Genomic DNA, 22,392 nt, shown 5'->3' on the forward strand with positions numbered 1-22,392 from the left:
CGGTGTAGACGCCGATCAGCACGAGCGCGATCGCGGCGACGCCCAGCACCGACGGCGCGGTGAGGCGACCCTCGGCCTCGATCCGCGACAGCGCGAACAGCAACCCGGCGACGCCCGGGCCGACGAGTGCGAGGCCGACGAGGTCGAGGCGAGGATGCGGTCCGCCCCGGCCGGGGGCGTCGGCGGGGAGGTGGCGGACCGCGAGGGCGAAGGCGGCGAGCACGATCGGGATGTTCACCACGAAGAGCCATCGCCAGTCGGCGACCTGCAGGATCACTCCGCCGACGACGGGACCGGCCACCGGGCCGCTCGAGCCGACGATGCCCATGATGCCCATGACCCGGCCGATCCGGGCCGGTCCGGCGGCCCGCGCGAGCAGGGTCAGCATCAGCGGATCGAGGATGCCGGCGCCGACCCCCTGCAACGCGCGGAAGGTGATGAGGGCCTCCAGGTTCCACGCGAGCGCCGAGGCGGCCGACCCCACGAAGAACACGGCCAACCCGATCAGCCACAGGCGCCGGCCCCCGATCCGGAGCACGGCCCAGGCGCCGACGGGGATCGTGACGGCGACCGCGAGGAGGTACACCGTCGAGGCCCAGCCGGCCTGGGCGAGGCCGGTGCCGAGGTCGGCGGCGAGCGCCTCCATCGCCACCAGCACCATCGAGCCGTCCAGGATCCCCATGACGCCACCGAGCAGGATCACTCCGACGATCCGGCGAAGACTACGATCAGACTGGTCTACTAGACTCATGAGTCTGTTTTAGCAGACTGGAATGAGCGGTCTGACAGTCGGCCGGTCGGATCCAGGTAGCATCGACGTATGGTCGAGGTCGGCGGCACGCGTGGCAGGATCGAGAAGCGCAGCGCCATCCTCGAGGCCGCGGCCGATGTCTTCGCGGCGGAGGGCTTCGCGCTGGCGAGCGTCGACGACATCGCCGCCGCGGCCGGCGTGGCGAAGGCCACCGTCTACAGTCACTTCGGCGACAAGGAAGGCCTGCTGCGTGCGGTGCTGACGGTCGAGGCCGACCGTGCGGCGGAGTCCAATCTCGCCGCCATCGAGCGGCTGTTGCACGTCGAGGGCGACGTCGACGACGCCCTCCGCGACGTCGGCCGCCGCCTGGTCGACTGCTTCTGCGACCCCAAGGCACAGGCGTTGCGCCGGCTGGTGACCGGCGAGCTGGCTCGCTACCCCGACCTCGCCGACCTGCTGTTCGGCCGAACACCACAGCGGGTCCACCAGGCACTCGCCGACCGGCTCCTCGCGCTGTCCGTGCAGGGCCGCCTCGTCGTCGACGACCCGCTCACGGCGGCCGAGCACTTCGGCAGCCTGCTCACCGGCTCCATCGACGCTCGCTCCCGCCTGGGGTCGCGCCGCCTGCCCGACGCCGAGCTCGACGCGATCGTCGAGTCCGGCGTGCGTGTCTTCCTCCGCGCCTACGGCGCGACCCCCGCCGCCGGTCGCTGAGAGCGGCGCCGACGTCCTACCTCGTGGTTCAGGCGGGCGAGGCGGTGTGCCGGCCCGGCCGGCCGCTGAGTCCGCCGGCGAACAGCTCACGCAGCTCGGCCTCCTCGCCGGGCGACGGACGCCAGCCGGTGGCGGCGGCGTTCTGCTCGACCTGCGCGACGGTGGTGGCTCCGGTGACGAGGCCGGAGACGCCGGCCTGGGCGAGCAGCCACCCGTAGGCGACATGGATCGGCGTGATCGCGCGGGCGGCCGCGAACTCGTGCAGCCGCTCGAGCGCGTCCCAGGGCGCCGATTCCAGCAGCTGCGGCTTGAACCGCGTGATCTTGCCCGACGACGGCGCCTCGGTCCGCGTGTGCTTGCCGGTGAGCAGCCCGTTCTGCAGCGGGAAGTAGGCCAGAGCCCGAGCCCGTAGTGCCGGACGGCGGGCAGCAGGTCGTGCTCGGGCGCCCGCCACAGCAGGTTGTACTCGTGCTGCACGGAGACGAAGCCGGCCAACCGGCCCGCGCGGGCGACGTGGTGGGCGTCGGCGACCCGCCACGCCGGCAGGTTGGACGCGCCCGCGTACCGGATCTTGCCCTCGCGGACGAGGTCGTCGAGCACGCCGAGGGTCTCCTCGATCGGCGTCGCGGGGTCCGGCGTGTGGATCTGGTAGAGGTCGATCCAGTCCGTCCCCAGCCGGCGTAGCGAGTCCTCGACCGCCCGGCGCACGTTTCCGCGCGAGCCCAGCGTGCCGCGCGAGGCCGACCGGTCCCGGGTCCGGGTGCCGAACTTGGTCGAGATCACGGCCTCGTCCCGGCGTCCGAGCAGCGCCTTGCCGAGGATCGCCTCGCTGTCACCGGGCTCGTCGCCGTAGGAGTCGGCGGTGTCGAAGGTCGTGACGCCGAGGTCGAGCGCGGTGCGGACGATGCTGTCGGCACCGGCCTGCCCGTCGGCGACTCGGCCGGCCTTGCCGAAGGCGGCCGTGCCGATGGCCAGTTCGGAGACGACGAGTCCGGACGTGCCCACCTGCCGGTAGCCGCTCACGGCGTCAGCACCACCTTGCCGCGCACGTGGCCGTCCTCGCTGAGCCGATGCGCCTGTGCCACGTCGTCCAGCGGCAGTTCCGCGGCGATCTCCCAGGCGAATGCCTCCTTGGCGGCCAGTTCGACGGCGAGTGCGACACCTTCGTGCCGCAGCGCGCGCTCGTCCGGCGTCAGCCACCCGGGCCGGCTGCCGCTCCAGGCGCGGATGCCCAGCTCCTCGGCCCGCTCGACGGCGACGACGGTGCCGATGCGGGTGCGGTCGGCCACCAGCGCGAGCGACACGTCCAGCGCCTCGGCGGTGCCGGCGGCGTCGAGGACGACGTCGACACCGCCGGGTGCGGCGGCCCGGACGCGGTCGAGCAGTCCAGGACCGTACTCGACGGGGACGGCGCCCAGCTCGCGCAGCCGGTCGTGGTTGCCCGGCCGCGCCGTGGCGATCGCCCGCACGCCCCACTGACGGGCGAACTGCAGGGCGGCCTGTCCGACGGCGCCGGCTCCGGCGTGCACGAGCAGCGTCTCCTCGCCGACCAGCCGCAGCGACGTCAGCGCCTGGTAGGCGGTGCCGGTGGGGATCCCGACGGCGGCGGCCTGCGCCCAGCTGAGCTGCCGCGGCTTGAGCAGTGTCCGGGCCGGTGTCGTGACGACGTGCGAGGCATAGCTGCCCTGCGAGCCGACGACGATGACCTCGTCGCCCACGGAGCGTGCGCCGACGCCGTCGCCCACCGCGACCACGACGCCGGCCGCGTCCGAGCCCAGCCCGCGCGGCGCCTCCAGCGGCGTGGTCGACCGCTGACCGAGCCGGATCCTCCAGTCGACCGGGTTGACGCCGGCCGCGCGCACCTCCACCAGCACCTCGCCGGGGCCCGGGACCGGCCGCGGCAGGTCGACGACCTCCAGGACCTCGGGTCCGCCGTAAGCGCGGATGCGGACCGCCCGGGCGAGTCCGCGATCCGGTCCGGTCGCGACCGGGCGCTCCAGGTCGGCCGACCACGCCGACCACGACCCCACGAACAGCGCGGCGTCGATCCCCAGCGACTTCAGCACCAGTACCTGGTGAGCGGCCGCGACCCCGCCACCGCAGTAGGCGCCTACCGGGGTGCCGGCCCGGACGCCGAGCGCCTCGAACCGGGACCGCAGCGTCTCCTCGCCGGCCAGCCGGCCGGACTCGGACAGGTTGTGCCGGGTGCCGGCGTCCAGTGCGCCGGGAATGTGTCCCTGGCCCGGTTCACCGCCCTGATAGGCGGCGGTGCCACGGGAGTCGAGCAGCACGCCGGTCAGCGCCAGCTCCTGCGCCTCGTCGGCGGTCAGCGTCGGCAGCTGGCCCGGCCGGACGACCACCCGGCCGGGCGCCGGGGCCGCCGGCTCCTCGGTCGTCGTCGCCCCGCCGGAGTCGGCCCAGGCGCCGTACCCTCCGTCGAGCAACCGCACGTTCGTCAGGCCGGCCCACGTGAGCACCCACCAGGCTCGGCCGGCGGTCAGGCCGTTGCGGTTGTCGTAGACGACGACGGGCTGGTCGAGGTCGTCGATGCCCCAGCCGCGCAGCGTCTCCTGCAGGGCTTCCGGGGAGGGGAGTGGGCGGCGGCCCTCGGTGCCGCCGCCGGGGCCGGCGAGCTGCGCCTGCAGCTCGACGAAGTGCGCGCCGGGCAGGTGCCCGGCCTCGTACTCCGGCCGCAGGTCCGGGCCCGACGGCGAGAACCGGACGTCGAGGAGCAGAGGCGGGGGGCCGGCGGCGAGCTCGGCGGCGAGGTCCGCGGGGTCGACGAAGAACGGGCTGCTGGTCACGGACGGCTCCTCTAGGACGCGACGGAGGCGAGGTCGGGCCGGGCGGCGTGGCGGTTCGCGGGTCGGCCGGGCAGGCCGAAGATCTCACGGAACGTCGTGGGTGCGCCGTACTCCTTCTTGAACAGGTCGCGCCGCTGCAGCTCGGGGACGACGAGGTCGACGAACGCGTCCAGCGGGCCGGGCAGGTAGGGCGGGAAGATGATGAAGCCGTCGGTGGTGCGTTCCTCGAACTGTTCCTGGATGTAGTCGGCGACGTCGACGGCGTCGCCCACCACGGCCTGCTTGCCGTGGGTGCGCTTGAAGAACAGCGCCAGTTCGCGCAGCGTCGGCGACGGGTCGTCGTAGGCCTCGCGGGCGCGGTCGAGGATGAGCCGGGCGCGGCCCTCCAGGCCGGCCAGCTCCGGGACGTCGTCGAGCGGGGTGTCGAGCCGGCGGCCGGTGAGGTCGGCGCCGAGCGCCTCCGACACCGGGCCGAGGGTCGCCTCGACCACGGTCAGCGACTGGATCTGGCGGAACTTCTCGTGCGCCTCGCGGGCGGTCCCGGCCACGTACACCGGCAGCCCGGCCACCGTCTGCTGGCCGTCCGGGAAGCCGGCCTCGGCGCGGCGCCGCTGCAGGTCGGCGTAGTAGGCCTTCGCCTTGGCGGTGTCCTGCAGCAGGATGAACCGGATGTCGGCGTGCTGGGCGCCGAACACGTGCGACTCCTCCGAGGAGCCCGCGTGCAGGATCGGGATGTGCCCCTGCGGAGGCCGGGCGATGTTGAGCGGCCCGGTGACGGCGAAGTGCTCGCCGCGGTGGTTGATCGCGTGGACGCGGTCCTCGTCGATGAACAGCCCGCCGGTCTTGTCGCCGATGAGCGCGCCGTCCTCCCAGCTGTCCCAGAGGCCTTTGACGACGTCGACGAACTCGCCGGTCCACTCGTACCGCTTGACCGAGTCCCAGTGCTCGTCACGGCCGAAGTTGCCGGCCGCCTCCTCGTTCTTGCCGGTGACGATGTTCCAGGCCAGCCGGCCCCGGCTCAGGTGGTCCAGCTGGGCGGTGGCCCGGGCCAGCGTGTAGGGCTCGGCATAGGTGGTGTTGACGGTGGTGACGATGCCGATGTGGGTCGAGAGCGCGGCGACGTACGCGGCCAGCGTGAGCGCCTCGGGCCGTAGCACCTCGTTGGGGCTCTCGTGCTGCGACGACGGCAGCCCGACGACGCGGTCGCCGATGAAGTAGAAGTCGAGCAGTCCGCGTTCGGCCGCCCGGACGGTGTCGGCGATGAAACCGGGGTCGAAGGTGCCGTGCGCGTTGGCCTCCGGGAGCCGCCAGCCGGCCGGGTGGATGCCGGTGGCCCAGATCGAGAAGCCGAGCTTGACGTGCTTCCTGTCCGTCATGGGTTCTCCGTTCGAGGTCAGACGTCCGCGCCGAGGTCGCGGCGGATGCGGTCCTGCAGGTCGGCCAGGACGTCGTCGCGCAGCGCGTCGTGCCGGCGCGGGCGGCCGGAGCCGCTGATGGTGTAGTCGCCGAGGATCCGGCCGGGCCGGGGCGCGAGGGTCACGATGCGGTCCGAGAGCGAGACGGCCTCGCCGACGTCGTGGGTCACCAGGATCGCCGTCGTCCCGAGCTCGGCCTGGACGTCGAGCAGCAGGTCGTGCAGCGACTCGCGGGTCCACACGTCCAGCGCCCCGAACGGCTCGTCCATGAGCAGGACGGCGGGTTCGTAGACCAGGGCCTGGGCGATGGCCACGCGCTGACGCATGCCGCCGGAGAGCTGGTCCGGGCGCTGGTGGGCGGCGTCGCCGAGCCCGACCCGCTCCAGCAGCCGCCGGGCGCGGTCCAGCCGCTCCTTCTTGCCGACGCCATGCAGCTCCAGAGGCAGCGCCACGTTCTGCAACGCCGTCCGCCACGGCAGCAGCCTGGTGTCCTGGGTGATGTAGCCGCGGTTGGGCAGGCCCGGCAGTCCGGACCCGTGCACCGTGATCTCGCCGCCGGTCGGTGTCAGCAGCCCGGCCAGGATGTTGAGCAGCGTCGACTTGCCGCAGCCGCTCTTGCCGACCAGCGAGACGAACTGCCCCGCCGGGATCTCCAGGCTGATCCCGCGCAACGCCTCGACGACGGCGGTGTCGGCGGCGAACGCGTGCCCGACGTCGCGAACGGAGATCGCCGGGTCCGGGGTGTCCGCACCGTCGACGCGGGGCGGGGAGCCGGTGGCGAGCGTCGTCACTTCTTCTCCTTCGGCACCCAGGTGAGCAGCCGCGACTCCAGCGCCGCGGCCGCCAGTGTGAGGATCTGGACCAGTGCCGTCACCACCAGCACGGCGGCGAAGAGACTGGCCATGTCCAGCAGGTTGCTGGCGCGGATGAGCAGGAACCCGATGCCGCGGTTCGAGCCGAGGAACTCCGCGGTCACGACGGCGAGCGCGGTGGCCGGCAGCGCCAGTTTGAACGCCGACGCCAGGAACGGCACCGCAGCCCAGAGCCGGAACTTCACCAGCCGCTGCCAGGTGTTCGCCTCCAGCACCCGGGCCAGCTCGAGATAGCGCGAGTCGGTGTTGCGCAGTGCCTGGAACGAGGCGATGAAGACGATGAAGAACACCGTCAGGAAACCCATGAAGATCTTCGTCTCGATGCCGAACCCGAACCAGACGATGAACACCGGGATCAGCGCGATCGTCGGGATGCCGTTGAAGACGATGATGTAGATCTCCGCGAACCGCCCGGTCCGCGGCAGCTCGGCGAACAGCACCGCCAGCCCGAACGCCACCACCGCGCCCAGCAGGAACCCGATGGCCAGCGCCGTCAGCGTGAACTGCAGGTGGAACACCAGGTGACCGGTGACGATCCAGTCCCACAGCTGGCGCAGCACCTCCGAGGGCTTGCTCAGCAGCAGCGGGTCGATCCAGCGGCCGGACGAGACCTCCCAGGCGGCGAGGACCGCGCCGACGAAGCCGACGTGCAGCAGGACACGCAGGGCGAGCCCTCGACGACGGCGACGAGGCGGCTGCGGCGCCACGGCGGCAGGAGGCTCGGCGGCGGGCACTTCGGCCGGGCGGTTCTCGCTGACGACGACGGTGGACACGATGGTGGACATGGCGGCTCCCGTCACTCCGCGGGCAGGTACTCGTCGGTGTAGACCTCGTCGATCGGCAGCGGATCGGTGATGTTCCCGCTGGCGACCGCGAAGTCGATCTGCGCCTGGATGGCCTCCTCGGCGTGCCGGCTGTCCGGCGGGAGGTTCTCCTTGTTCACCTCGACGACGGTGCGGATGCGCTCGACGTCGAAGTCGGCGTACTGCTCCTCGGCGATGGCCAGGATGTCGTCGACGCTGTTCTCCACGACGAAGTCGGCGCCGCGCTGGTACGCCCGGAAGAACGCCTCCGCCAGCTCGCGGTTGTCCTGCGCCCAGTCGTCGTTGACGATCGTCTCCGCCGCCCGGGCGTTGGCGACCAGCGGCACCTCGTCGACCAGCTCTTGCGTGCTCAGCGCCTCGACGGCATCGCCGGACTCCACCAGCAGCCGGTTGTCCGGCGAGCTGGCCAGCCAGACCTGCACCGAGCCGTCCTTGATGCCGGCGATCTTGTTGATGTTCTCCAACGGCGCCAGCTGGACGTCGGTCTCGGGGTCGAAGCCGAACCAGTCCGCGAGGTAGGCGCTGGCGCGCTCCCACAGTCCGCCGGCCGAGTTCGTCGCCCACAGCGCGTCGTCCCCGAGGACGGCGCCGCGCTCCTCGATCGGCCAGGTGGCGTACTCCTGCGGGTCGATGCCCTGGTCCTCCAGCCACGCGGTCGAGACGATGAGGCTCCAGTCGTTGGTGATCTGCACCGCCGCGGCCAGCTTGACGTTGCGCCCCTGCTCGACCGCCTGCGCCGTCGTCGACAACGACAGAAAACCGACGTTGACCTGGTCGTTGATCAGCGCCTGGAGGGTGTTGGGTGCGGTGTCGGTGATGTAGTTCTCGATCCGGACGCCCTCCTCCTCGAAGTAGCCGTTGGCGACGGCCATCGTGTAGGCGAGCTGACCGCCGGTGAAGTCGTCGGCCGAGGTGGCGACCACGACGGTGCCGAGGTTGTCGCCGTCGTCGGCCGTCGCCTCATCGCTCGCGCACCCGGCCGCCCCGAGAACGGCCGCGGCCAGGAGGGCCGGGAGCGCCGGCCGGCGCCGGACGAGGGGTCGAAGAGTCACGTGATCCTCCAGGTGAGGGGACGGCTCCGGGCAGCGTGCGGCGGCCGGCGCCGGGCAGGACGTCGGGAAGGGTGCGGGCAGGGGGCGCCCTCGGAACGGGCGCGAGCGACTCGTGCGGTGGCGGCGTGACGGGCGCGAACGGCGTCCGCTCAGGCCACCCGTCCCGGCGGACACAGCTGACCGGCGATGCGCATCAGGTCGACGTAGCGCCGTTGGGTCAGGTGGGAGTCGAACACACCAAGCAGTTTCCTATCAAAACACTAGGATTACTAGGTAATATCCATCATGTGAGACCCACGAGTTCGGCACGTGGACATCCGCGACCGTGGCCGCGTGGCGCTCCGCCTGCCGGGCCGCACCACACGGAACGCGACACGGCCCCGCAACCTCTGCGGGGCCGTGTCGATGGGCTGGCCGGTCAGTTGTCGAGGAACCGGCGGTACTGCCTCAGGATCTCCTGCGCCTCCAGGTTGTCGTCGAAGAACATCAGCGCGTCCATCCGGCAGTTGCACGGATTGCGCTCGGCGCCGTTCTGCGGGTACGAGCCGCCGATCTTGATGCCACGGGGATTGGTGGGCGAGGTGCCCGTGCCGTCGATCTGCCAGGGGTCGCCGGGGGTGGTGTAGAAGCCCTCGATCGGCCGGCCGTTGCGGTAGAGCGCCATCTCCCCGGTCGTGTAGTCGAACGTCGCGGCCAGGTGAACCCACTCGTCCTGGGGGAGGAGCTCGCGCCAGTCCTGCTCCGCGGCGAACGTCTGCGAGGCACCGGTGTCGATGCGCCGGCCGAGGGCGACGAGTCTCAGCTGCCCCTGGACGTCGATCAGCTCCAGCAGGGCACGGACCCCGTGACCGTCGGAGTTGCCGCTCAGGATGCCGGCGAGACCGATCGCGTTGTAGCCGGGGGTCGGGTTCTGGCCGTTCATCTTGAACCAGCCCATCACCGTGATGCCCTCGGCGCCGTTGAAGCGGCTCAGCGACTCCACGCCGTCGGCGTCGGCGGCGTACACGCCCGCCTTCCACGCCTGGCCGGTCGGCGACTCGGCGACGCTGCGCACCTGCAGGGCGTTGAGGCTGCCCGGGTACGCGCCGTCGTCGACCCGCATGTTCTCGCCACCGTTGACCAGGCTGATCAAGGTGCGCGACGCCGCCTGGTCCTCCTCCCGGGAGTCGTCGGCCGCGAACGGGTGCTCGAAGTCGTACGACGCGACGAGATCCTGCGCGATCGACGGGTGGACCTCCGACTGGACCGATCCGTACCGCATGCCCACCACCCGCCAGATCATCCCGTTGGCCTTCGCCAGCAGGTAGAGGTTCTGCTCGGCGTCGGTGCCGAAGCGCAGGTCGACGCGTCCGTCGCCGACGAAGTCCGTCATCCGCATCCGGGTGCCGCTGGTGTCGTAGAGCGCGAGCTCATGCACCTGCGCCTCCCTCGACACGTCGTTGTCGTGGCCGCGGTCGTCGCGTCGCCCGGCGATGTCGGCGTAGTACACGCGGCCCTCGACCAGGTCGCCGAAGACGTACGTGCCGTACAGGCCGTGCAGGTCGCCGCGCTGCACGAACCCGCCGGAGATGGCGTGCCCGGAGTCGGAGTTGCACGGCCAGTTGGCCGGCTTGTCGTGGTCGTACGAGGTCGCCGGGTACTCGTAGCCGGCGTCCTTCAGCTCCGGCGTCATCGGGTAGAGCCAGCACTGGTTCTCGTTGCGGTAGGCGTAGCGGCCCTCGATCACCGGCCACCCGAAGTTGTCTCCCGCGTCGACGGCGTAGACCGCCTCGATGGCGCGCTGGCCGATGTGCCCGAGGTACATGTCCTTGCGGTTGCGGCTGTCCCAGCTGAACCGGTGCGGGTCGCGCATACCGAGGGCGTAGATCTCGCCGATGGCGCCCGGTTCGCCGGCGAAGGGGTTCGACGCGGGGATGCCGTACCGGCCGTTGGGACCGTTCGTGCCCGCCGGGTCGATGCGCAGGATCTTGCCCGACGGCGTCGCGAGGTCCTGGGGCACGTCGCTGCTCACCCCGATGCCGCCGTCGCCGACGGCGAGGTAGAGCAGCCCGTAGTCCTCGTCGCCGCGCTGGGCGTGCGGGTTGAAGTCGATCTGCTGGATCGCGTGGATCTGACCCCCGAAGCGGAATCGGAAGATCTCCCGGCTGGTGCCGCTGAACGTGCCGGCCGCGGGGTCCGCGGCGGTCCACTCGGTGACCACGCTCGTCACGGAGGAGGAGGTCACCGGCTGGGACGGGTAGGTCAGCTCGCCCGGGGCGTCGGGCGTCTCGGTGTGGACGGTGTAGAACCTGCCGTTGTCCTCGAACTCGGGATGGAACGTCACGAACCCGAACCCGGAGCCGAGACCGCGCCAGGACAGGAAGTGCGGGAACCGCGCCGCGACGTCGAGGTAGAGCCGCGGCTCGCCGCCCTCCAGGAGGTACAGCGGGCCGTTGAGGTCCGGCACGTACATCCGGCCGGAGCCGTCGGGCACCTCGCCGAGGTAGTTGATGCGGTTGTGCCGCGAGCCGATCCGGACGTCCGTCACCGGCCCGTTGGGCGTCGACGGGGGGAGCTGGGCGTACTCCTCGAGGACCAGGCCGCGGGTGGAGGGCTTGATCGGCTGCGGGATCGGGTCGGTGATGGGGACGTCCGGGTCGGGTGCGCCGGCCGTGGCCGGCGGATCGAAGGGGGTGAGCGCCGCCGCGAGCAGGAAAGCCGTGACAGCCGCGAGCCATCGACGAGATCTGCGCATGGGTCCTCGTCCCTACTGTCGGATGCGGATGGGAACAGTGCTGCGTACTTCTCGGGGTGCGGTCGTGCCGTTCATCGGGACGCGGCGGGCCGGCCGCCGAGGTACAGCTCCGCGAGCTGGGGATCCTCCAGCAGTTCGGCGGCGGGGCCGTCGATGTGGACCCGGCCGAGGTCCAGCACGCAGCCCAGGTCGGCGGTCTGGAGCGCGCGGCGTGCGTTCTGCTCGACGAGCAGGACGGCGGTTCCCGCGTCGCGCATCCGGATCACCTGCTCGAAGACGGACTCCGTGGCCTTGGGGTCGAGGCCCATCGACGGTTCGTCGAGGAGCACCACCCGCGGGCTGACCATCAGCGAACGGGCGAACTCGACCTGCTTCTGCTGTCCGCCCGACAGCGCACCGGCCAGGGCCTTCCACCGGTCGCCGACGACGGGGAACAGGTCCCTGACGAGTCCGACGCGCTCGGCGATCACGGCGCTGTCCCGGACCGAGTAGGCGCCCAGCAGCACGTTCTCCTCGACCGTCATCTCCCTGAACACGCTGTGTCCTTGGAGCACGTGGGAGAGGCCGGCGGTCAGCATCTGCTGCGGTCCGTAGCCCGTCACGTCCTCGCCGCCGACCCGGATCGTGCCGGAACGGGGCGCGAGCATCCCGCTGGCGACCTTGAGGACGGTGGACTTGCCCGCGCCGTTGGGGCCGACCAGGCAGACGACCGACCCGGCGGGCACCTTCACGGTCAGGCCGCGCAGCACCAGGGCAGCCCGGCCGTAGCCCGCCTCGATGTCGTCGAGCTCGAGCAGGTGTTCAGACGCCAAGGTAGGCCTCCAGGACTCGGGGGTCGTTCTGGACCACCGAAGGCGGGCCTTCGCTGATCCGGCGGCCGCGGTCGAAGACGACCACGTGGTCGGAGAGGCTCATGACGAGCTCCATGTTGTGCTCCACCACGATGAAGGTCTTGCCCTCGGCGTTGAGAGAGCGGACCAGCCCGGCGATCCGCTCGATGAGAGCCGGGTTCACGCCGCCGGCCGGCTCGTCGAGCATGATCGTGTCAGGGTCGGCCATCAGCACGCCCGCGAGCTCGAGCAGCTTCTGCTGTCCGTAGGACAGGTCCCGCGCGTCGGCGCGCTCGAGGTGCTCGATGCCGACCCGGGACAGCAGCTCGCGCGCCCGCGCGACGTCGTCGCGGTGGTGGGCGGAGGCGAGCAGCCGGGTCCTGCTCGGTGGCCGGACCGCGGCCAGCACGTTCTCCAGCACGGTCATCCGCGGGAAGATCCGGCACAGCTGGAAGCTGCGTCCGATGCCGGCCCGGGCGATGCGGTGCGCGGCTTTGCCGGTGATGTCGGCGCCGTCGTACGTGACCGTCCCGCTGTCGGGCTTGATCATCCCGGTGACGCAGTTGAAGAACGTCGTCTTCCCCGAGCCGTTGGGGCCGATCAGCGCGTTGACCTTGCCGTGGTGGAACGAGACCGTGGCGTCGTCGACGGCACGGACACCGCCGAACGCCTTCGACAGGCCCGTGGCGGCCAGCCCGATCCGTGCCGACTCCCGCTGCTCGGCCGGCTGCTCATGGGTGCTGGTCATCGCTTCGCCCCCTGGGTGATCGGGCCGGACTCCTGGCTCTCGCGCTGCTCGGCGAGCTCGGCCTGGGTGACCTCACGGATGGACGACGCCTGCGGGCGGAAGCGCCGCAGCAGGGCCGCGAGGGCCGGGATGACGCCGTCGGGCATGAACAGCACGACCAGCCCGAGCAGGAGCCCGGTGGCGACGAGGTGGAACTGGGTGTCGCCGTACTCGTTCTTGAAGAACTCGACGGAATACCCGACGACCAGGGCGCCGAGCAGCGGCCCGTACAGGCTGCGGATGCCACCCAGCAGGCTCATCAGCACCATGTAGGAGCCGATGAGGATCGAGAACTGGAAGATCGGGTCGAGGTAGCCGAACCACAGCGCGTAGAGCCCGCCGCCGATCGCGGTGAAGAACGCGGAGACGACGAACGCCACGAGCTTGTACGTGAACGTCGGGATGCCGAGGGCCTGCGCCTTGTCCTCGTCCTCGCGGATCGCCTTGAGACCGATCCCGAACCGCGACCGGTCGATCAGCCACCAGGCGAGCAGCGCGATGGCGAGCACCGCGGCGTGCAGGTAGAAGAAGCGCTCGTGCTGCTCGGGACGGAGCACGTCGGGCCCGAACGGCCGCGGCACCCGCAGCCCGTTCGACCCGCCGGTGAACTCGCCCCACGACTGGAAGACCAGCTGCAGGATCAGCACGAAGGCGATCGAGACGATCACGAAGGACGCTCCGCGCACCCGCAGGCTGGCGATGCCCACCGGCACCGCGATCAACGCGGTGAGCAGCGCACCGAGACACAGTGCCAGCCAGGGATTCAGCCCGGACTCGATGATCAGCAGGGCGGTGGCGTAGCCGCCGAGGCCGGAGTAGGCGGCGTGGCCGAGCGACATGTAGCCGGTGAAGCCGCCGACGAAGTTCCATCCGGTCGCCAGAACGGCGTAGCTCATGATCACCACGCCGACCGACAGGATGAACGGGTTGGCCGCGACGGAGGGGAAGGACAGCACCGCGGCGGCGAGGACGAGCAGCCCGGCCAGCCTGAGCAGGGTGGTCAGGCCCGGGCCGCGGGTCCGGTCAGAAGCGCTGGGCAAGACGACCTCCGAAGAATCCCTGCGGGCGGACCATGAGGGTGACGAAGAGCGCCACGTAGAAGATCGTCTGCGCCCACGTCGTGCTGAGCGGGATCTGGAGCAGGGCCTGCCCCATCCCGAGGAGCATCGCGGCGATCGCGGCGCCCGGGATGCTGCCCAGACCACCCACGACGATGATCGCCATCAGCGGCCCGATCCAGTGCCAGTGCATCGACGGATAGATCGTCGAGTCCAGCGCCAGCGCGGTCCCGCCGACCGCCGCCGTGGCCAGCCCGATGCCGAAGCCGTAGCCGGCGGTGCGTTCGGTGTCGATCCCCACCAGCCGGGCGGCCTCGGGGTGCTGGATCGTCGCGCGCAGCGCCTGGCCGAAGCGGGTACGGGTCAGCACCAGGTACAGCGCCAGCAGCGACAGGGCGGCCAGGCCGAACGCGATCAGCTTGACCACGGCCACGTTGACGCCGGCCACCTCGATGTCGGCGCCGCCGTAGGGAAGCTGGATCCGGCGCTGCGTGCCGGTGAAGACGTAGCCGAGCAGGCCCTCGATGACCAGCGCGATCGAGAAGGTCAGCAGCACCGACATCATCGTCAGCGTGGCCGGGCGGAGGCGGGCGATCAGCAGCCGTTGGATCGCGACGCCCAGCACGAAGAAGAGCGGCACCGTCGCGACCATGGAGAACAGCGGGTCGAGGCCGGTCTCCCGGGCGAACACCCAGGCGAGGTAGGCGGCCAGGATGAGGAACGCCGAGTGGGCGATCATCACGACGCGCATCACGCCGAAGTAGAGCGTGAGGCCCGCCGCCAGGAGGGCGTAGAGCCCGCCCAGCAGGATCCCGAGCACCAGGCTCTGGACGAACAGCGACATCCCAGTCAGACCTTTCGGAGCTCGTGACCTGCGGCCGTCACCACACCGGCTTGTCGAGGATCAGCTCGGCCTCGGCCTGATCCGCCGGCAGGACGATGCGGATGCGGCCGTCGACGTACTGCTGGATCAGGTGGGCACCCTGCGGGCGGCCTTCGGCGTCCCAGCTCAGCGGGCCGACGACGGTCTCGACCTCGTTGTCGCGCAGCCAGTCGATGAGCTGCTGCTGGCACTCGGGCTCGGGCTCGGCGCACTCGACGGCCTCGACCGCGGCGGCGACGACCTGGCCGGTCGTCCAGGCGTTGGCCTGGTCCTCGCCCGGCGCGGTGCCGTACTCCTCGGTGTAGAACTCGACGAACTCCTGGTTGGAGGGGTAGGCCGCCTCCGGGGTGTACCCGGTCGGCGAGAGGATGCCCTCGGTCTTGTCGCCGATCGCCTGCGGGAACTCCGGATTGGTCGGCGCGGTCGAGAACGCGGTCATCCGCGGCTGGTAGTTCAGCTGCTGGAGCGCGAGGATCAGGTTGACCGCGTCCTGGTACTGCGTCCCGCCGACCATGATGTCGGCGTCGCTGTTGGCGATCTTCGCCGCGATGCTGCTGAAGTCGGTGGTGTTCGGCGGGTAGACCTCGTCGGCCACCGTCGTGACGCCCATCGCCTCCAGGCGCGCCTTGAGTCCGTAGGCGGTGCCCATCGCGAACGGATCGTCCATCGCCGCGTAGGCGGCGGTCGTGGGCCGCTCGGCCGCCGGCATCGCCTCGATCGCGTCGGCGAGGTGGTCGTAGTGGTCGTCGGCGACGGCGGGAGCCGCGTAGAAGAGGTTGTCGAAGCCCTGGGCGAACACCTCGGGCGCGGCGCCGGCGGGCTCGACGAACAGGAAGCCGTAGTCCTGGGCCACCTGCGCGGCGGGGATCACGAGGCGGGTGGAGAACGGCCCGAAGACGAGGTCGACGCCGTCGTCGTTGATGAGCTTCTCGTAGTCCGCGGCGACCCGGTCCGCGCTCGACTGGTCGTCCAGGATCGTCAGCTCGACGTTCCTGCCCAGCAGGCCGCCGTTCGCGTTCGTATACGCCGCCCAGGCCTCGTAGCCCTGCTGCACACCCTTGCCCGGCTCGGCGAAGTCGCCGGTCAGGGGGAGGGAGATGCCGATCGTGATCGTGTCGTCGCCGCCTTCGGTGCCCGGGTCGTCGCCGCCGCTGATGCAAGCCGCGAGCACGAGCCCGCTGAGGACGGCGAGAGCAGTGAGCCGAAGGCCGGTGGGGACGGTCATGTCGCTCCTCGTTGAACTGACCGAAGTCGTACCAGGCTGGAAAGCGTTTTCGTAAGCGCTTTCCGGGAGCCTATTGGCGCTGATTCGGTGTGGCAAGGGTGCGCATGGGGCGCGTCAGGCGGCGGCCGCACCGCCGGGGCGCCGCCTCCTGACGGCGCGGTCGAGGACGGGCGCCGACCGGCGCCGTCGTCCTGGAGGCGGGCCCGGCGCCGATACAGGGGGTTCGAAACGCCGGGCCCGCCGGTCAGAAGGTGCGGGCGGCGGACCGGCCGGGGAGCAGGAACCAGGCCGCGCCGTCCGCCGGCACCTTCTCGCCCGTCTCGGGATCGCTGGCGATCAGCAGCGATCCCATCGGGGCGCGAACGGGCTGCGACGAGCAGTTCACCATGCAGACGAACCCGTCACCGCGGGTGAAGCAGAGCACGCCGGGCTCGGCCGAGATCCACCGCAGCCGCTGCGAGGACATCGCCGGGATGCGGTGGCGCAGCGCGATGGCGGCACGGTAGAGCTGCAGCATCGAGTCACCGAGGTCCAGCTGCCGCTCGACGGTGTAGCGGGCGAACCAGTCCGGCTGCGGGAGCCACGGCGGCGTGGCGCCGTCGGGGGAGAACCCGAACGAGTCGCCGACGGCCGACCACGGCAGCGGCACCCGGCAGCCGTCGCGGCCGCGACGCGCGCCGCCGGTGCGGTGGAACACCGGGTCGGACAGCGCCTCGTCGGGCAGGTCGGTCACCTCGGGGAGGCCGAGCTCCTCACCCTGGTAGAGGTACGCCGTTCCCGGCAGCGCGAGCAGCAGCAGCGCGGCCGCGGCGGCGCGGCGCAGCCCCAGGGCCACGTCGCCGGCGCCGTGGCCCGGCGCGCCGCCGGCGTAGCGGGTCACCGATCGCGGCATGTCGTGGTTGTTCAGCACCCACGCGACCGGCGCGCCCGGCCCGGCCACCGTCCGGGTGCCCTTGTCGATGACCTCCCGCAGGGCCGGTGCCTCCCAGGGCGCCCGCAGGAAGTCGAAGTAGAAGCTCTGGTGCAGTTCGCCGGGACGCTGATAGGTCGCCAGCTGTTCGGCGTCCAGCAGGCCGACCTCACCGACGAGCAGCCGCGCCCGCCCGGTCCGCCGGGCGTACCCGTCCGCGATCGCCCGCCAGCGCCGCCACACGTCGTGCACCTCGCGTTGGTTCCACGCATGCGGGTTGACGGGGTCGCCGGTGAGCTCGTCACCGACGGCGAGGTCGTGGTCCGGGAGCCGATCGCGCTTGTGCAGGCCGTGTGCCACGTCGATGCGCAGTCCGTCCACGCCGAGGTCGAACCAGAACCGGAGCACCCGGTCGAAGTGCGCGACGACCTCCGGGTGCCGCCAGTTGAAGTCCGGCTGCTCGGGCGCGAACGAGTGCAGGAACCACTGACCCGGCGCGCCGCCGCGCTCGGCGACGCGCTCCCAGGCCGAGCCGCCGAAGATCGATCGCCAGTTGTTGGGCGGCAGCTCGCCGTCCTCGCCGCGGCCGTCGGCGAAGTGGAACCGCTGCCGCTCCGGCCCGGCCGGCTCGGCGGCCACGGCGGCGGCGAACCAGGGGTGCTCGACGGAGCAGTGGTTGGGGACGATGTCGACGACGACCCGCAGGCCGAGCCGATGCGCGTCGCCGACCAGGTCGCCCGCGTCGGCGAGCGTGCCGTAGTCGGAGTGCACGCCGGTGTAGTCGGACACGTCGTAGCCGTGGTCGTGCTGGGGCGAGGGGTAGAACGGGGCGAGCCAGATGCCGTCCACGCCGAGGCCGCGCAGGTAGGGCAGCCGTTCGCGGAGGCCTTGCAGGTCGCCGATGCCGTCGCCGTCGGAGTCCTGGAAACTGCGGAGGTAGACCTGGTAGATCACGGCGTTGTGCCACCAGTCGTCGCCGGCGGACTCGATCGGCGGTGACGACGGGCGCGGGGACTGGGCGCTGGGGGCGAGCATGGGACGCTCCGAGTGGGGGATCGGATTCGGACCGTGTCACCCAGCATCCGGGTCGCCGGCCGGTCCTGGCGTCGGGACAACTACGGGGACCCCTACGTATTCCGGTGGCTACGTCGCCTCCCGGTGCCCCGCCAGCCAGCGGGCGACCTGGCTCCTGGACGTGAAGCCGAGCTTGCTCAGGATGTGCTCGACATGTGTCTCGGCGGTCCGCTGCGCGATCACCAGCCGGGCGGCGATGTCCTTGTTGCTCAGCCCCTGGGCCAGCAACTCGGCGATCTCCAGCTCGCGCCGGGTCAGCCCGCCCGGCCGGCGTGACGAGACGCCGGCGGCCGGTGCGCGTCCCTCGGCCTTGCGGGCGGTATCGGCGCCGAGCGCGAGGTCGACGGCCCGGGCGAACGAGAGCGCCGCGCCGCGGTCGAACTCGCGCTGGAACGACTCGTCGCCGAGCGCGTGCCTGACGGTCCGGGTCCATCGCTCGTCGAACTCGCGGTACGGCGTCGTCTCGTTGATGCGCGCGCCGCTGACCCGCCACACCGCTCGTGCCGCACCGAGGAGCGCGGCCGCGCGGGTGTCCGGCGCCGTGGCGCACGCGCACCACGCAAGCCCTTCGACGGCGAAGGCGATGCCCGTGTTGTCGTTCATCGGCTGCCACAGCCGGACCGCCTGGCGCAGGGAGTCCGTCGCCGCCTCGTACCGGTTCTCGCGCCAGGCCGCGAGGCCGACGGTCAGCAGGCCGTAGGCCTTCGAGGACGTCGCGCCGTGGGTCTCGGCGAGGTCGAGCGCGGCCCGGCTGTGCTCGGCCAGCCGGGCGTCGTCGAGGAAGAACGTCGCCAGCGACAACAGGATCCGGACGTCGAACTCGCCCAGCGGGTCGCCGAGCGCCTGGTACCGCGACAACCCGTCCTCCAGGACGGCGACGGCGTCGGTCAGGTCGCCCCGCCAGATGGTCGCCTGGCCGAGGCACTCCGAGATGCGCGCCCGCAGCCGGGCGTCGTCGAAACGGTCGGCCAGCTGCGCGGCCTCGGCCAGCATGGCCGGGGTCGGCGCCGGATCGCCGGCGACCAGGGCCAGGTAGCTCGCCGCCCACAGCGCGGTGGCCCGCGCCGGCGACGGCTCGGGCGCCAGCGCCAGGCCGCGGCGCAGGTACTCGTAGCCCTCGCGCAGGTACCCGGCGAACCAGAAGTTCCACATCGCCGCGGCGATCTCCAGACCCACCGCCGCCTCGCCGGGTTCGGTGAGGCAGAACTCCAGCGCGGTGCGGATGTTGCCGTGCTCGCGGCGCAGCCGGATGAACCACTCTCCCTGACGCGGCCCGAAGCTCTCGGCGGCGCATCGCTCGGCGAGCGACCGGTAGTGGTCGCGGTGGCGGACACGCAGGGCGCGCCGCTGTTCGTCCGTGCCGGCCGCGGCCCACCCGTACGACTTGATCGTCTCCAGCAGCCGGTACCAAGCGGCCGTCCCGTGACCCAGCGGTTCCCTGATGATGATCGACTTGTGCACCAGGCCGGCGATCAGGTCCAGGACGTCGTCCCGCTCGATGCCGTCGCCCGAGCACACCGCCTCGGCCGCGTCGAGGTCGAAGCCGCCCGCGAAGACCGAGAGACGCGACCAGATCACCCGCTCCGCCGGCGTGCACAGGTCGAAGCTCCACGCGATGGTCGTCTCCAGAGCGCGCCGGTGCGACACCGACGGCCGCGGACCCGCGTCCAGGAGCCGGAAGCGGTCGTCGAGACGGTCCACGATCTGCTGCGGCGTGAGCGTCCGCAGCCACACCGCGGCCAGCTCGATGGCCAGGGGCATGCCGTCCAGGCGGCGGCACAGCTCCAGTACCGCCGCCCCGTTCGTGGCGTCGACGGCGAAGTCCGGCGCCACGGCCCTGCCCCGGTCGACGAGGAGCGCCAGCGCGTCGTACCGGACCGCGTCGGCCTCGGTGGTCTCCGTGCCCTCGGCGGGGACGGCGAGCGGCCGCACCGGCACGACCAGCTCACCCTCGACGCTGAGCAGGTGGCGGCTCGTCGCGAGGATCCGCAGCTCCGGCGACGCGGCCAGCAGCTTCCCGGCCAGGATGGCGCACGAACCCGTGAGGTGCTCGCAGTTGTCCAGCACCAGCAGGAGTTGCCGCGACTCCAGGTACTGCGCGAGATCGCCGCCGGGATCGCTCGACACCTGACGCAACTGCAGCGCCTCGGCCACCGTGGAGGCCAGCAGGTTCTCGTCCATGAGCGCCGCCAGCGGGACGAACCAGACGCCGTCGCGGAACGTGCGCCGCATGCCCGCGGCCATGCGGATGGCCAGCCTGGTCTTGCCCACCCCGGCCGCGCCGGTCAGCGTGACCAGGCGACCGGCGGACAACAGCCGACGCGCCTCGGACAGCTCGCCGCGCCGACCGATGAAGGTCGTCAACTCGGCGGGCAGACTCGTCCGAGTCGTTGATCTGCGCTTCGTCCGTGCCATGTCGGCTGGTCCCGCGTTCGCTACCCCGCCGAGACGGCACTTCCGGTACACCCGGCCGGGCGCACCAACGCCGCCGTCGCACCTTCCAGTCTACGAGCCATCCGCGCCGGTGAGGAGCGGGGATGCCCCCTCGCCCCGATCACCCGCCGCGCGCTGCGGCACCCGGGCTCAGGCGCGGGTGCGAATCACCCGCGCCGGCACACCGGCCACCACGCTGCCACGAGGGACGTCCTTGGTGACCACGGCGCCCGCCGCCAGGACGGAGCCCGCACCGACACGGACACCGGCCATGATGGACACTCGACCGGCGACCCAGACGTCGTCGTCGATCGTGATGGGCGCCGAGCGAAGCCCTTGCCCATGGATCGGCCGGGTGACGTCGTCGAAGACATGGTTGGCGGCGATGATCATCGCGTGTGCGGCGATGCGCACCCCGTTCCCGATCGTGATCCGGCCGGGCGGCCCGCCCCCGGCACTCGGGTTCCCGACGATGACCGCGAACGGCTGTACGGAACAGTCGGTCCCGAAGGTCACGTCGCCCTGGATGACCGCGTGAGGTGCGACGAGACAGTTCTCGCCGAACGTGATGGAGCCGGCCCGGGGCTGCAGGCGCGCCTCCGGGTGGATGCGGCACGAGCGGGGGACATGGACGCCCGGGTGCCGGCGTGCCTTGTAGCTTCCGACGGCGTTCGTGAGTCGCTGCCCCCAGGTGCGGCTCTGCGGATAGCTCCACCCTCCGTCGAGCCAGGACCACACTGTCATGGCGGTAGTGTCGCGGCTGGCGCGCACCGCCGCCAGGGGTCATCCGCCGGGTGTTTGTGCTGACCGCCTTCAGCCCGGCACGTCGAGCTCGACCAGCGTCGCCAGCTCCCCGGGGAGTGCGTTGACGAGGACGCGGTCGCCGTCGGGATGGAAGACGGGGTGATGGTCGGTGCGGAACCGGCTTCGTCCGGGCGGAGCGTCGGGGAGGAACCGCGGGAGCTCGACGGTCGCGACGACCTCGCCGGTGCTGCGGGAGAGGAAGACGACGTTGCCACCGGTGGGCGTCCATTCGTCGGTGACCAGCAGGTCGCGCTCCACCGGGCTGGCGGACGGATGGCCGCCGGAGGCGTGGGAGCTCAGCCGGCGGTAGCCGCTGCCGTCGTGGCGCACCTCCGCGAGGCAGGCCTGAGCGGGATTCTCCGGGTCGGGGCCGTACCCCAGCAGGGTCTGACCGTCGGGCTGCCAGGACCAGTGCAGACCGGGCCGCCCGAAACTCAGGTCGACCGCCATCGAGATCTCCGACAGGTCGGGCCGCGCCGTCATGACGTAGCCGACCCGTTCCTCCCCGCGGCCCTTGGCTGCCAGGTGGTTACCGAAGTGGAAGATCAAGCGGGATCCGTCACCGTTCCAGCGAACGCAGTAGGCCATCAGCGACAGGCCGTCGCCCGTCAGTGACCGCTGACGCTCGTCGGCCGCGAGCACGCGGTCGCGCTCCGGGTGCTCGTCGAGGATGCGGGCCACCGGAAGGACCAGTTCGGCGGCGGCCTTGTCGGCCGCCGCGTCGAAGTCGTACCTGAACAGCCCATGCCGGTCGCGGGCGGCGAACGGCACCGGCGCCCGATGCCCGCGGTAGACCCCGTCGCCGGCCCCGGCCGCGTGCAACATGCCGAGCAGGCCCGACAGGAGGGGCGCGTCCGCGACCGGGGGAGCGCCCTCGAGGTCGCCCGAGATCCGCACCTCCCGGCCGGTCGCCACCTCACGCCTGACGATCGACGGATCGTGCAACGTCCCGGCCGTGTAGTAGATGTAGCGTGCGTCCTGCGACCAGGTCTGCCACCGCCCGGTGTGGAAGAATGACGCCTCGATCGGGCCCTCGCCGAAACGGTCGAGCACGGTTCCGTCGTCGGAAAGGACAAGAACCTCACCACGGCGAGCATGCGGATCGGCCCCGGCGGCCAGTAGCCGGCCGGTCTCGTCCGGGGCGTACGGGCTGACGGTGTAGTAGGCGTGCACGAGCCAGCGGCCGGGAATGGCGATGGTGCGCCTCATCGGCGGTCACATC

17 protein-coding genes and 1 pseudogene are annotated in these 22,392 nt (G+C 71.7%); 1 reads left to right on the forward strand and 17 read right to left on the reverse strand.

Annotation, left to right across the window (positions count from 1 at the left end):
* A partial coding sequence (locus tag DZA62_RS25415; RefSeq protein ID WP_198664173.1) for an MFS transporter occupies window positions 1-703 on the reverse strand: 703 nt, incomplete at its 3' end.
* A gap of 117 nt (window positions 704-820) precedes the next feature.
* Here DZA62_RS25415 and DZA62_RS25420 point away from each other — a divergent pair.
* Window positions 821-1,465, forward strand: coding sequence for a TetR/AcrR family transcriptional regulator (locus DZA62_RS25420; RefSeq protein ID WP_116951756.1), 645 nt, complete (start codon window positions 821-823; stop codon window positions 1,463-1,465).
* Between the two features lie 28 nt (window positions 1,466-1,493).
* Here DZA62_RS25420 and DZA62_RS37685 read toward each other — a convergent pair.
* The 16 genes and pseudogenes from DZA62_RS37685 to DZA62_RS25500 form a co-directional block, all read right to left on the reverse strand.
* Window positions 1,494-2,590, reverse strand: a pseudogene (locus DZA62_RS37685) (aldo/keto reductase).
* On the reverse strand, window positions 2,485-4,269 hold the full coding sequence (locus DZA62_RS36525; RefSeq protein WP_198664175.1) for a rhodanese-like domain-containing protein: 1,785 nt from the start codon (window positions 4,267-4,269) through the stop codon (window positions 2,485-2,487). Before DZA62_RS36525 ends, DZA62_RS37685 begins: the two are co-directional and overlap by 106 nt.
* An 11-nt stretch (window positions 4,270-4,280) precedes the next feature.
* Window positions 4,281-5,645, reverse strand: a complete 1,365-nt coding sequence (locus DZA62_RS25435) for an NtaA/DmoA family FMN-dependent monooxygenase (protein WP_116951757.1) — start codon at window positions 5,643-5,645, stop codon at window positions 4,281-4,283.
* A gap of 17 nt (window positions 5,646-5,662) precedes the next feature.
* The gene (locus tag DZA62_RS25440; RefSeq protein WP_157987904.1) at window positions 5,663-6,475 is read right to left on the reverse strand and encodes an ABC transporter ATP-binding protein; all 813 of its coding nucleotides are present in this window, start codon (window positions 6,473-6,475) and stop codon (window positions 5,663-5,665) included.
* Window positions 6,472-7,341: an ABC transporter permease gene (locus tag DZA62_RS25445; protein ID WP_116951758.1), complete on the reverse strand. Its 870-nt coding sequence runs from the start codon at window positions 7,339-7,341 to the stop codon at window positions 6,472-6,474. The genes DZA62_RS25440 and DZA62_RS25445 overlap by 4 nt, the downstream gene beginning before the upstream one ends.
* 11 nt (window positions 7,342-7,352) lie before the next feature.
* On the reverse strand, window positions 7,353-8,432 hold the full coding sequence (locus DZA62_RS25450; protein ID WP_116951759.1) for an ABC transporter substrate-binding protein: 1,080 nt from the start codon (window positions 8,430-8,432) through the stop codon (window positions 7,353-7,355).
* Between the two features lie 418 nt (window positions 8,433-8,850).
* Window positions 8,851-11,166, reverse strand: coding sequence for a PQQ-dependent sugar dehydrogenase (locus DZA62_RS25455; RefSeq protein ID WP_116951760.1), 2,316 nt, complete (start codon window positions 11,164-11,166; stop codon window positions 8,851-8,853).
* Window positions 11,167-11,237: 71 nt separating this feature from the next.
* The gene (locus DZA62_RS25460; RefSeq protein WP_116951761.1) at window positions 11,238-11,978 is read right to left on the reverse strand and encodes an ABC transporter ATP-binding protein; all 741 of its coding nucleotides are present in this window, start codon (window positions 11,976-11,978) and stop codon (window positions 11,238-11,240) included.
* Entirely contained in the window at window positions 11,968-12,744 is a 777-nt protein-coding gene (locus tag DZA62_RS25465; protein ID WP_116951762.1) for an ABC transporter ATP-binding protein, read from the reverse strand. Before DZA62_RS25465 ends, DZA62_RS25460 begins: the two co-directional genes overlap by 11 nt.
* Complete coding sequence (locus tag DZA62_RS25470; RefSeq protein WP_198664176.1) at window positions 12,741-13,823, reverse strand: branched-chain amino acid ABC transporter permease; 1,083 nt, start codon at window positions 13,821-13,823, stop codon at window positions 12,741-12,743. Before DZA62_RS25470 ends, DZA62_RS25465 begins: the two co-directional genes overlap by 4 nt.
* Window positions 13,807-14,685 carry a branched-chain amino acid ABC transporter permease gene (locus DZA62_RS25475; protein WP_198664177.1) on the reverse strand — a complete coding sequence of 293 codons (879 nt, stop codon included), beginning with the start codon at window positions 14,683-14,685 and terminating at the stop codon, window positions 13,807-13,809. Before DZA62_RS25475 ends, DZA62_RS25470 begins: the two co-directional genes overlap by 17 nt.
* A 37-nt stretch (window positions 14,686-14,722) precedes the next feature.
* Entirely contained in the window at window positions 14,723-15,949 is a 1,227-nt protein-coding gene (locus DZA62_RS25480) for an amino acid ABC transporter substrate-binding protein (protein WP_116951764.1), read from the reverse strand.
* A 244-nt stretch (window positions 15,950-16,193) separates the two neighbouring features.
* A complete protein-coding gene (locus DZA62_RS25485) occupies window positions 16,194-17,894 on the reverse strand; it encodes a glycoside hydrolase family 13 protein (RefSeq protein ID WP_116951765.1) in 1,701 nt (566 codons plus the stop codon).
* Window positions 17,895-18,002: 108 nt separating this feature from the next.
* Window positions 18,003-20,297 carry an ATP-binding protein gene (locus tag DZA62_RS25490; RefSeq protein WP_198664178.1) on the reverse strand — a complete coding sequence of 765 codons (2,295 nt, stop codon included), beginning with the start codon at window positions 20,295-20,297 and terminating at the stop codon, window positions 18,003-18,005.
* Window positions 20,298-20,516: 219 nt separating this feature from the next.
* Window positions 20,517-21,110, reverse strand: coding sequence for an acyltransferase (locus DZA62_RS25495; RefSeq protein WP_116951912.1), 594 nt, complete (start codon window positions 21,108-21,110; stop codon window positions 20,517-20,519).
* Window positions 21,111-21,179: 69 nt separating this feature from the next.
* Entirely contained in the window at window positions 21,180-22,379 is a 1,200-nt protein-coding gene (locus tag DZA62_RS25500; protein WP_116951767.1) for a hypothetical protein, read from the reverse strand.
* Window positions 22,380-22,392 lie beyond the last annotated feature (13 nt).

This window comes from Jiangella endophytica, assembly GCF_003427025.1.
In the GTDB taxonomy this organism is placed as follows: Bacteria; Actinomycetota; Actinomycetes; order Jiangellales; family Jiangellaceae; genus Jiangella; species Jiangella endophytica.

What these genes read in the sequence shown, in the direction of transcription:
- DZA62_RS25420 (WP_116951756.1), top strand. Translation starts at nt 821, where the DNA reads ATGGTCGAGGTCGGCGGCACGCGTGGCAGGATCGAGAAGCGCAGCGCC.
- DZA62_RS25435 (WP_116951757.1), bottom strand. Translation starts at nt 5,645, where the DNA reads ATGACGGACAGGAAGCACGTCAAGCTCGGCTTCTCGATCTGGGCCACC.
- DZA62_RS25445 (WP_116951758.1), bottom strand. Translation starts at nt 7,341, where the DNA reads ATGTCCACCATCGTGTCCACCGTCGTCGTCAGCGAGAACCGCCCGGCC.
- DZA62_RS25455 (WP_116951760.1), bottom strand. Translation starts at nt 11,166, where the DNA reads ATGCGCAGATCTCGTCGATGGCTCGCGGCTGTCACGGCTTTCCTGCTC.
- DZA62_RS25465 (WP_116951762.1), bottom strand. Translation starts at nt 12,744, where the DNA reads ATGACCAGCACCCATGAGCAGCCGGCCGAGCAGCGGGAGTCGGCACGG.
- DZA62_RS25475 (WP_198664177.1), bottom strand. Translation starts at nt 14,685, where the DNA reads ATGTCGCTGTTCGTCCAGAGCCTGGTGCTCGGGATCCTGCTGGGCGGG.
- DZA62_RS25480 (WP_116951764.1), bottom strand. Translation starts at nt 15,949, where the DNA reads ATGACCGTCCCCACCGGCCTTCGGCTCACTGCTCTCGCCGTCCTCAGC.
- DZA62_RS25485 (WP_116951765.1), bottom strand. Translation starts at nt 17,894, where the DNA reads ATGCTCGCCCCCAGCGCCCAGTCCCCGCGCCCGTCGTCACCGCCGATC.
- DZA62_RS25495 (WP_116951912.1), bottom strand. Translation starts at nt 21,110, where the DNA reads ATGACAGTGTGGTCCTGGCTCGACGGAGGGTGGAGCTATCCGCAGAGC.
- DZA62_RS25500 (WP_116951767.1), bottom strand. Translation starts at nt 22,379, where the DNA reads ATGAGGCGCACCATCGCCATTCCCGGCCGCTGGCTCGTGCACGCCTAC.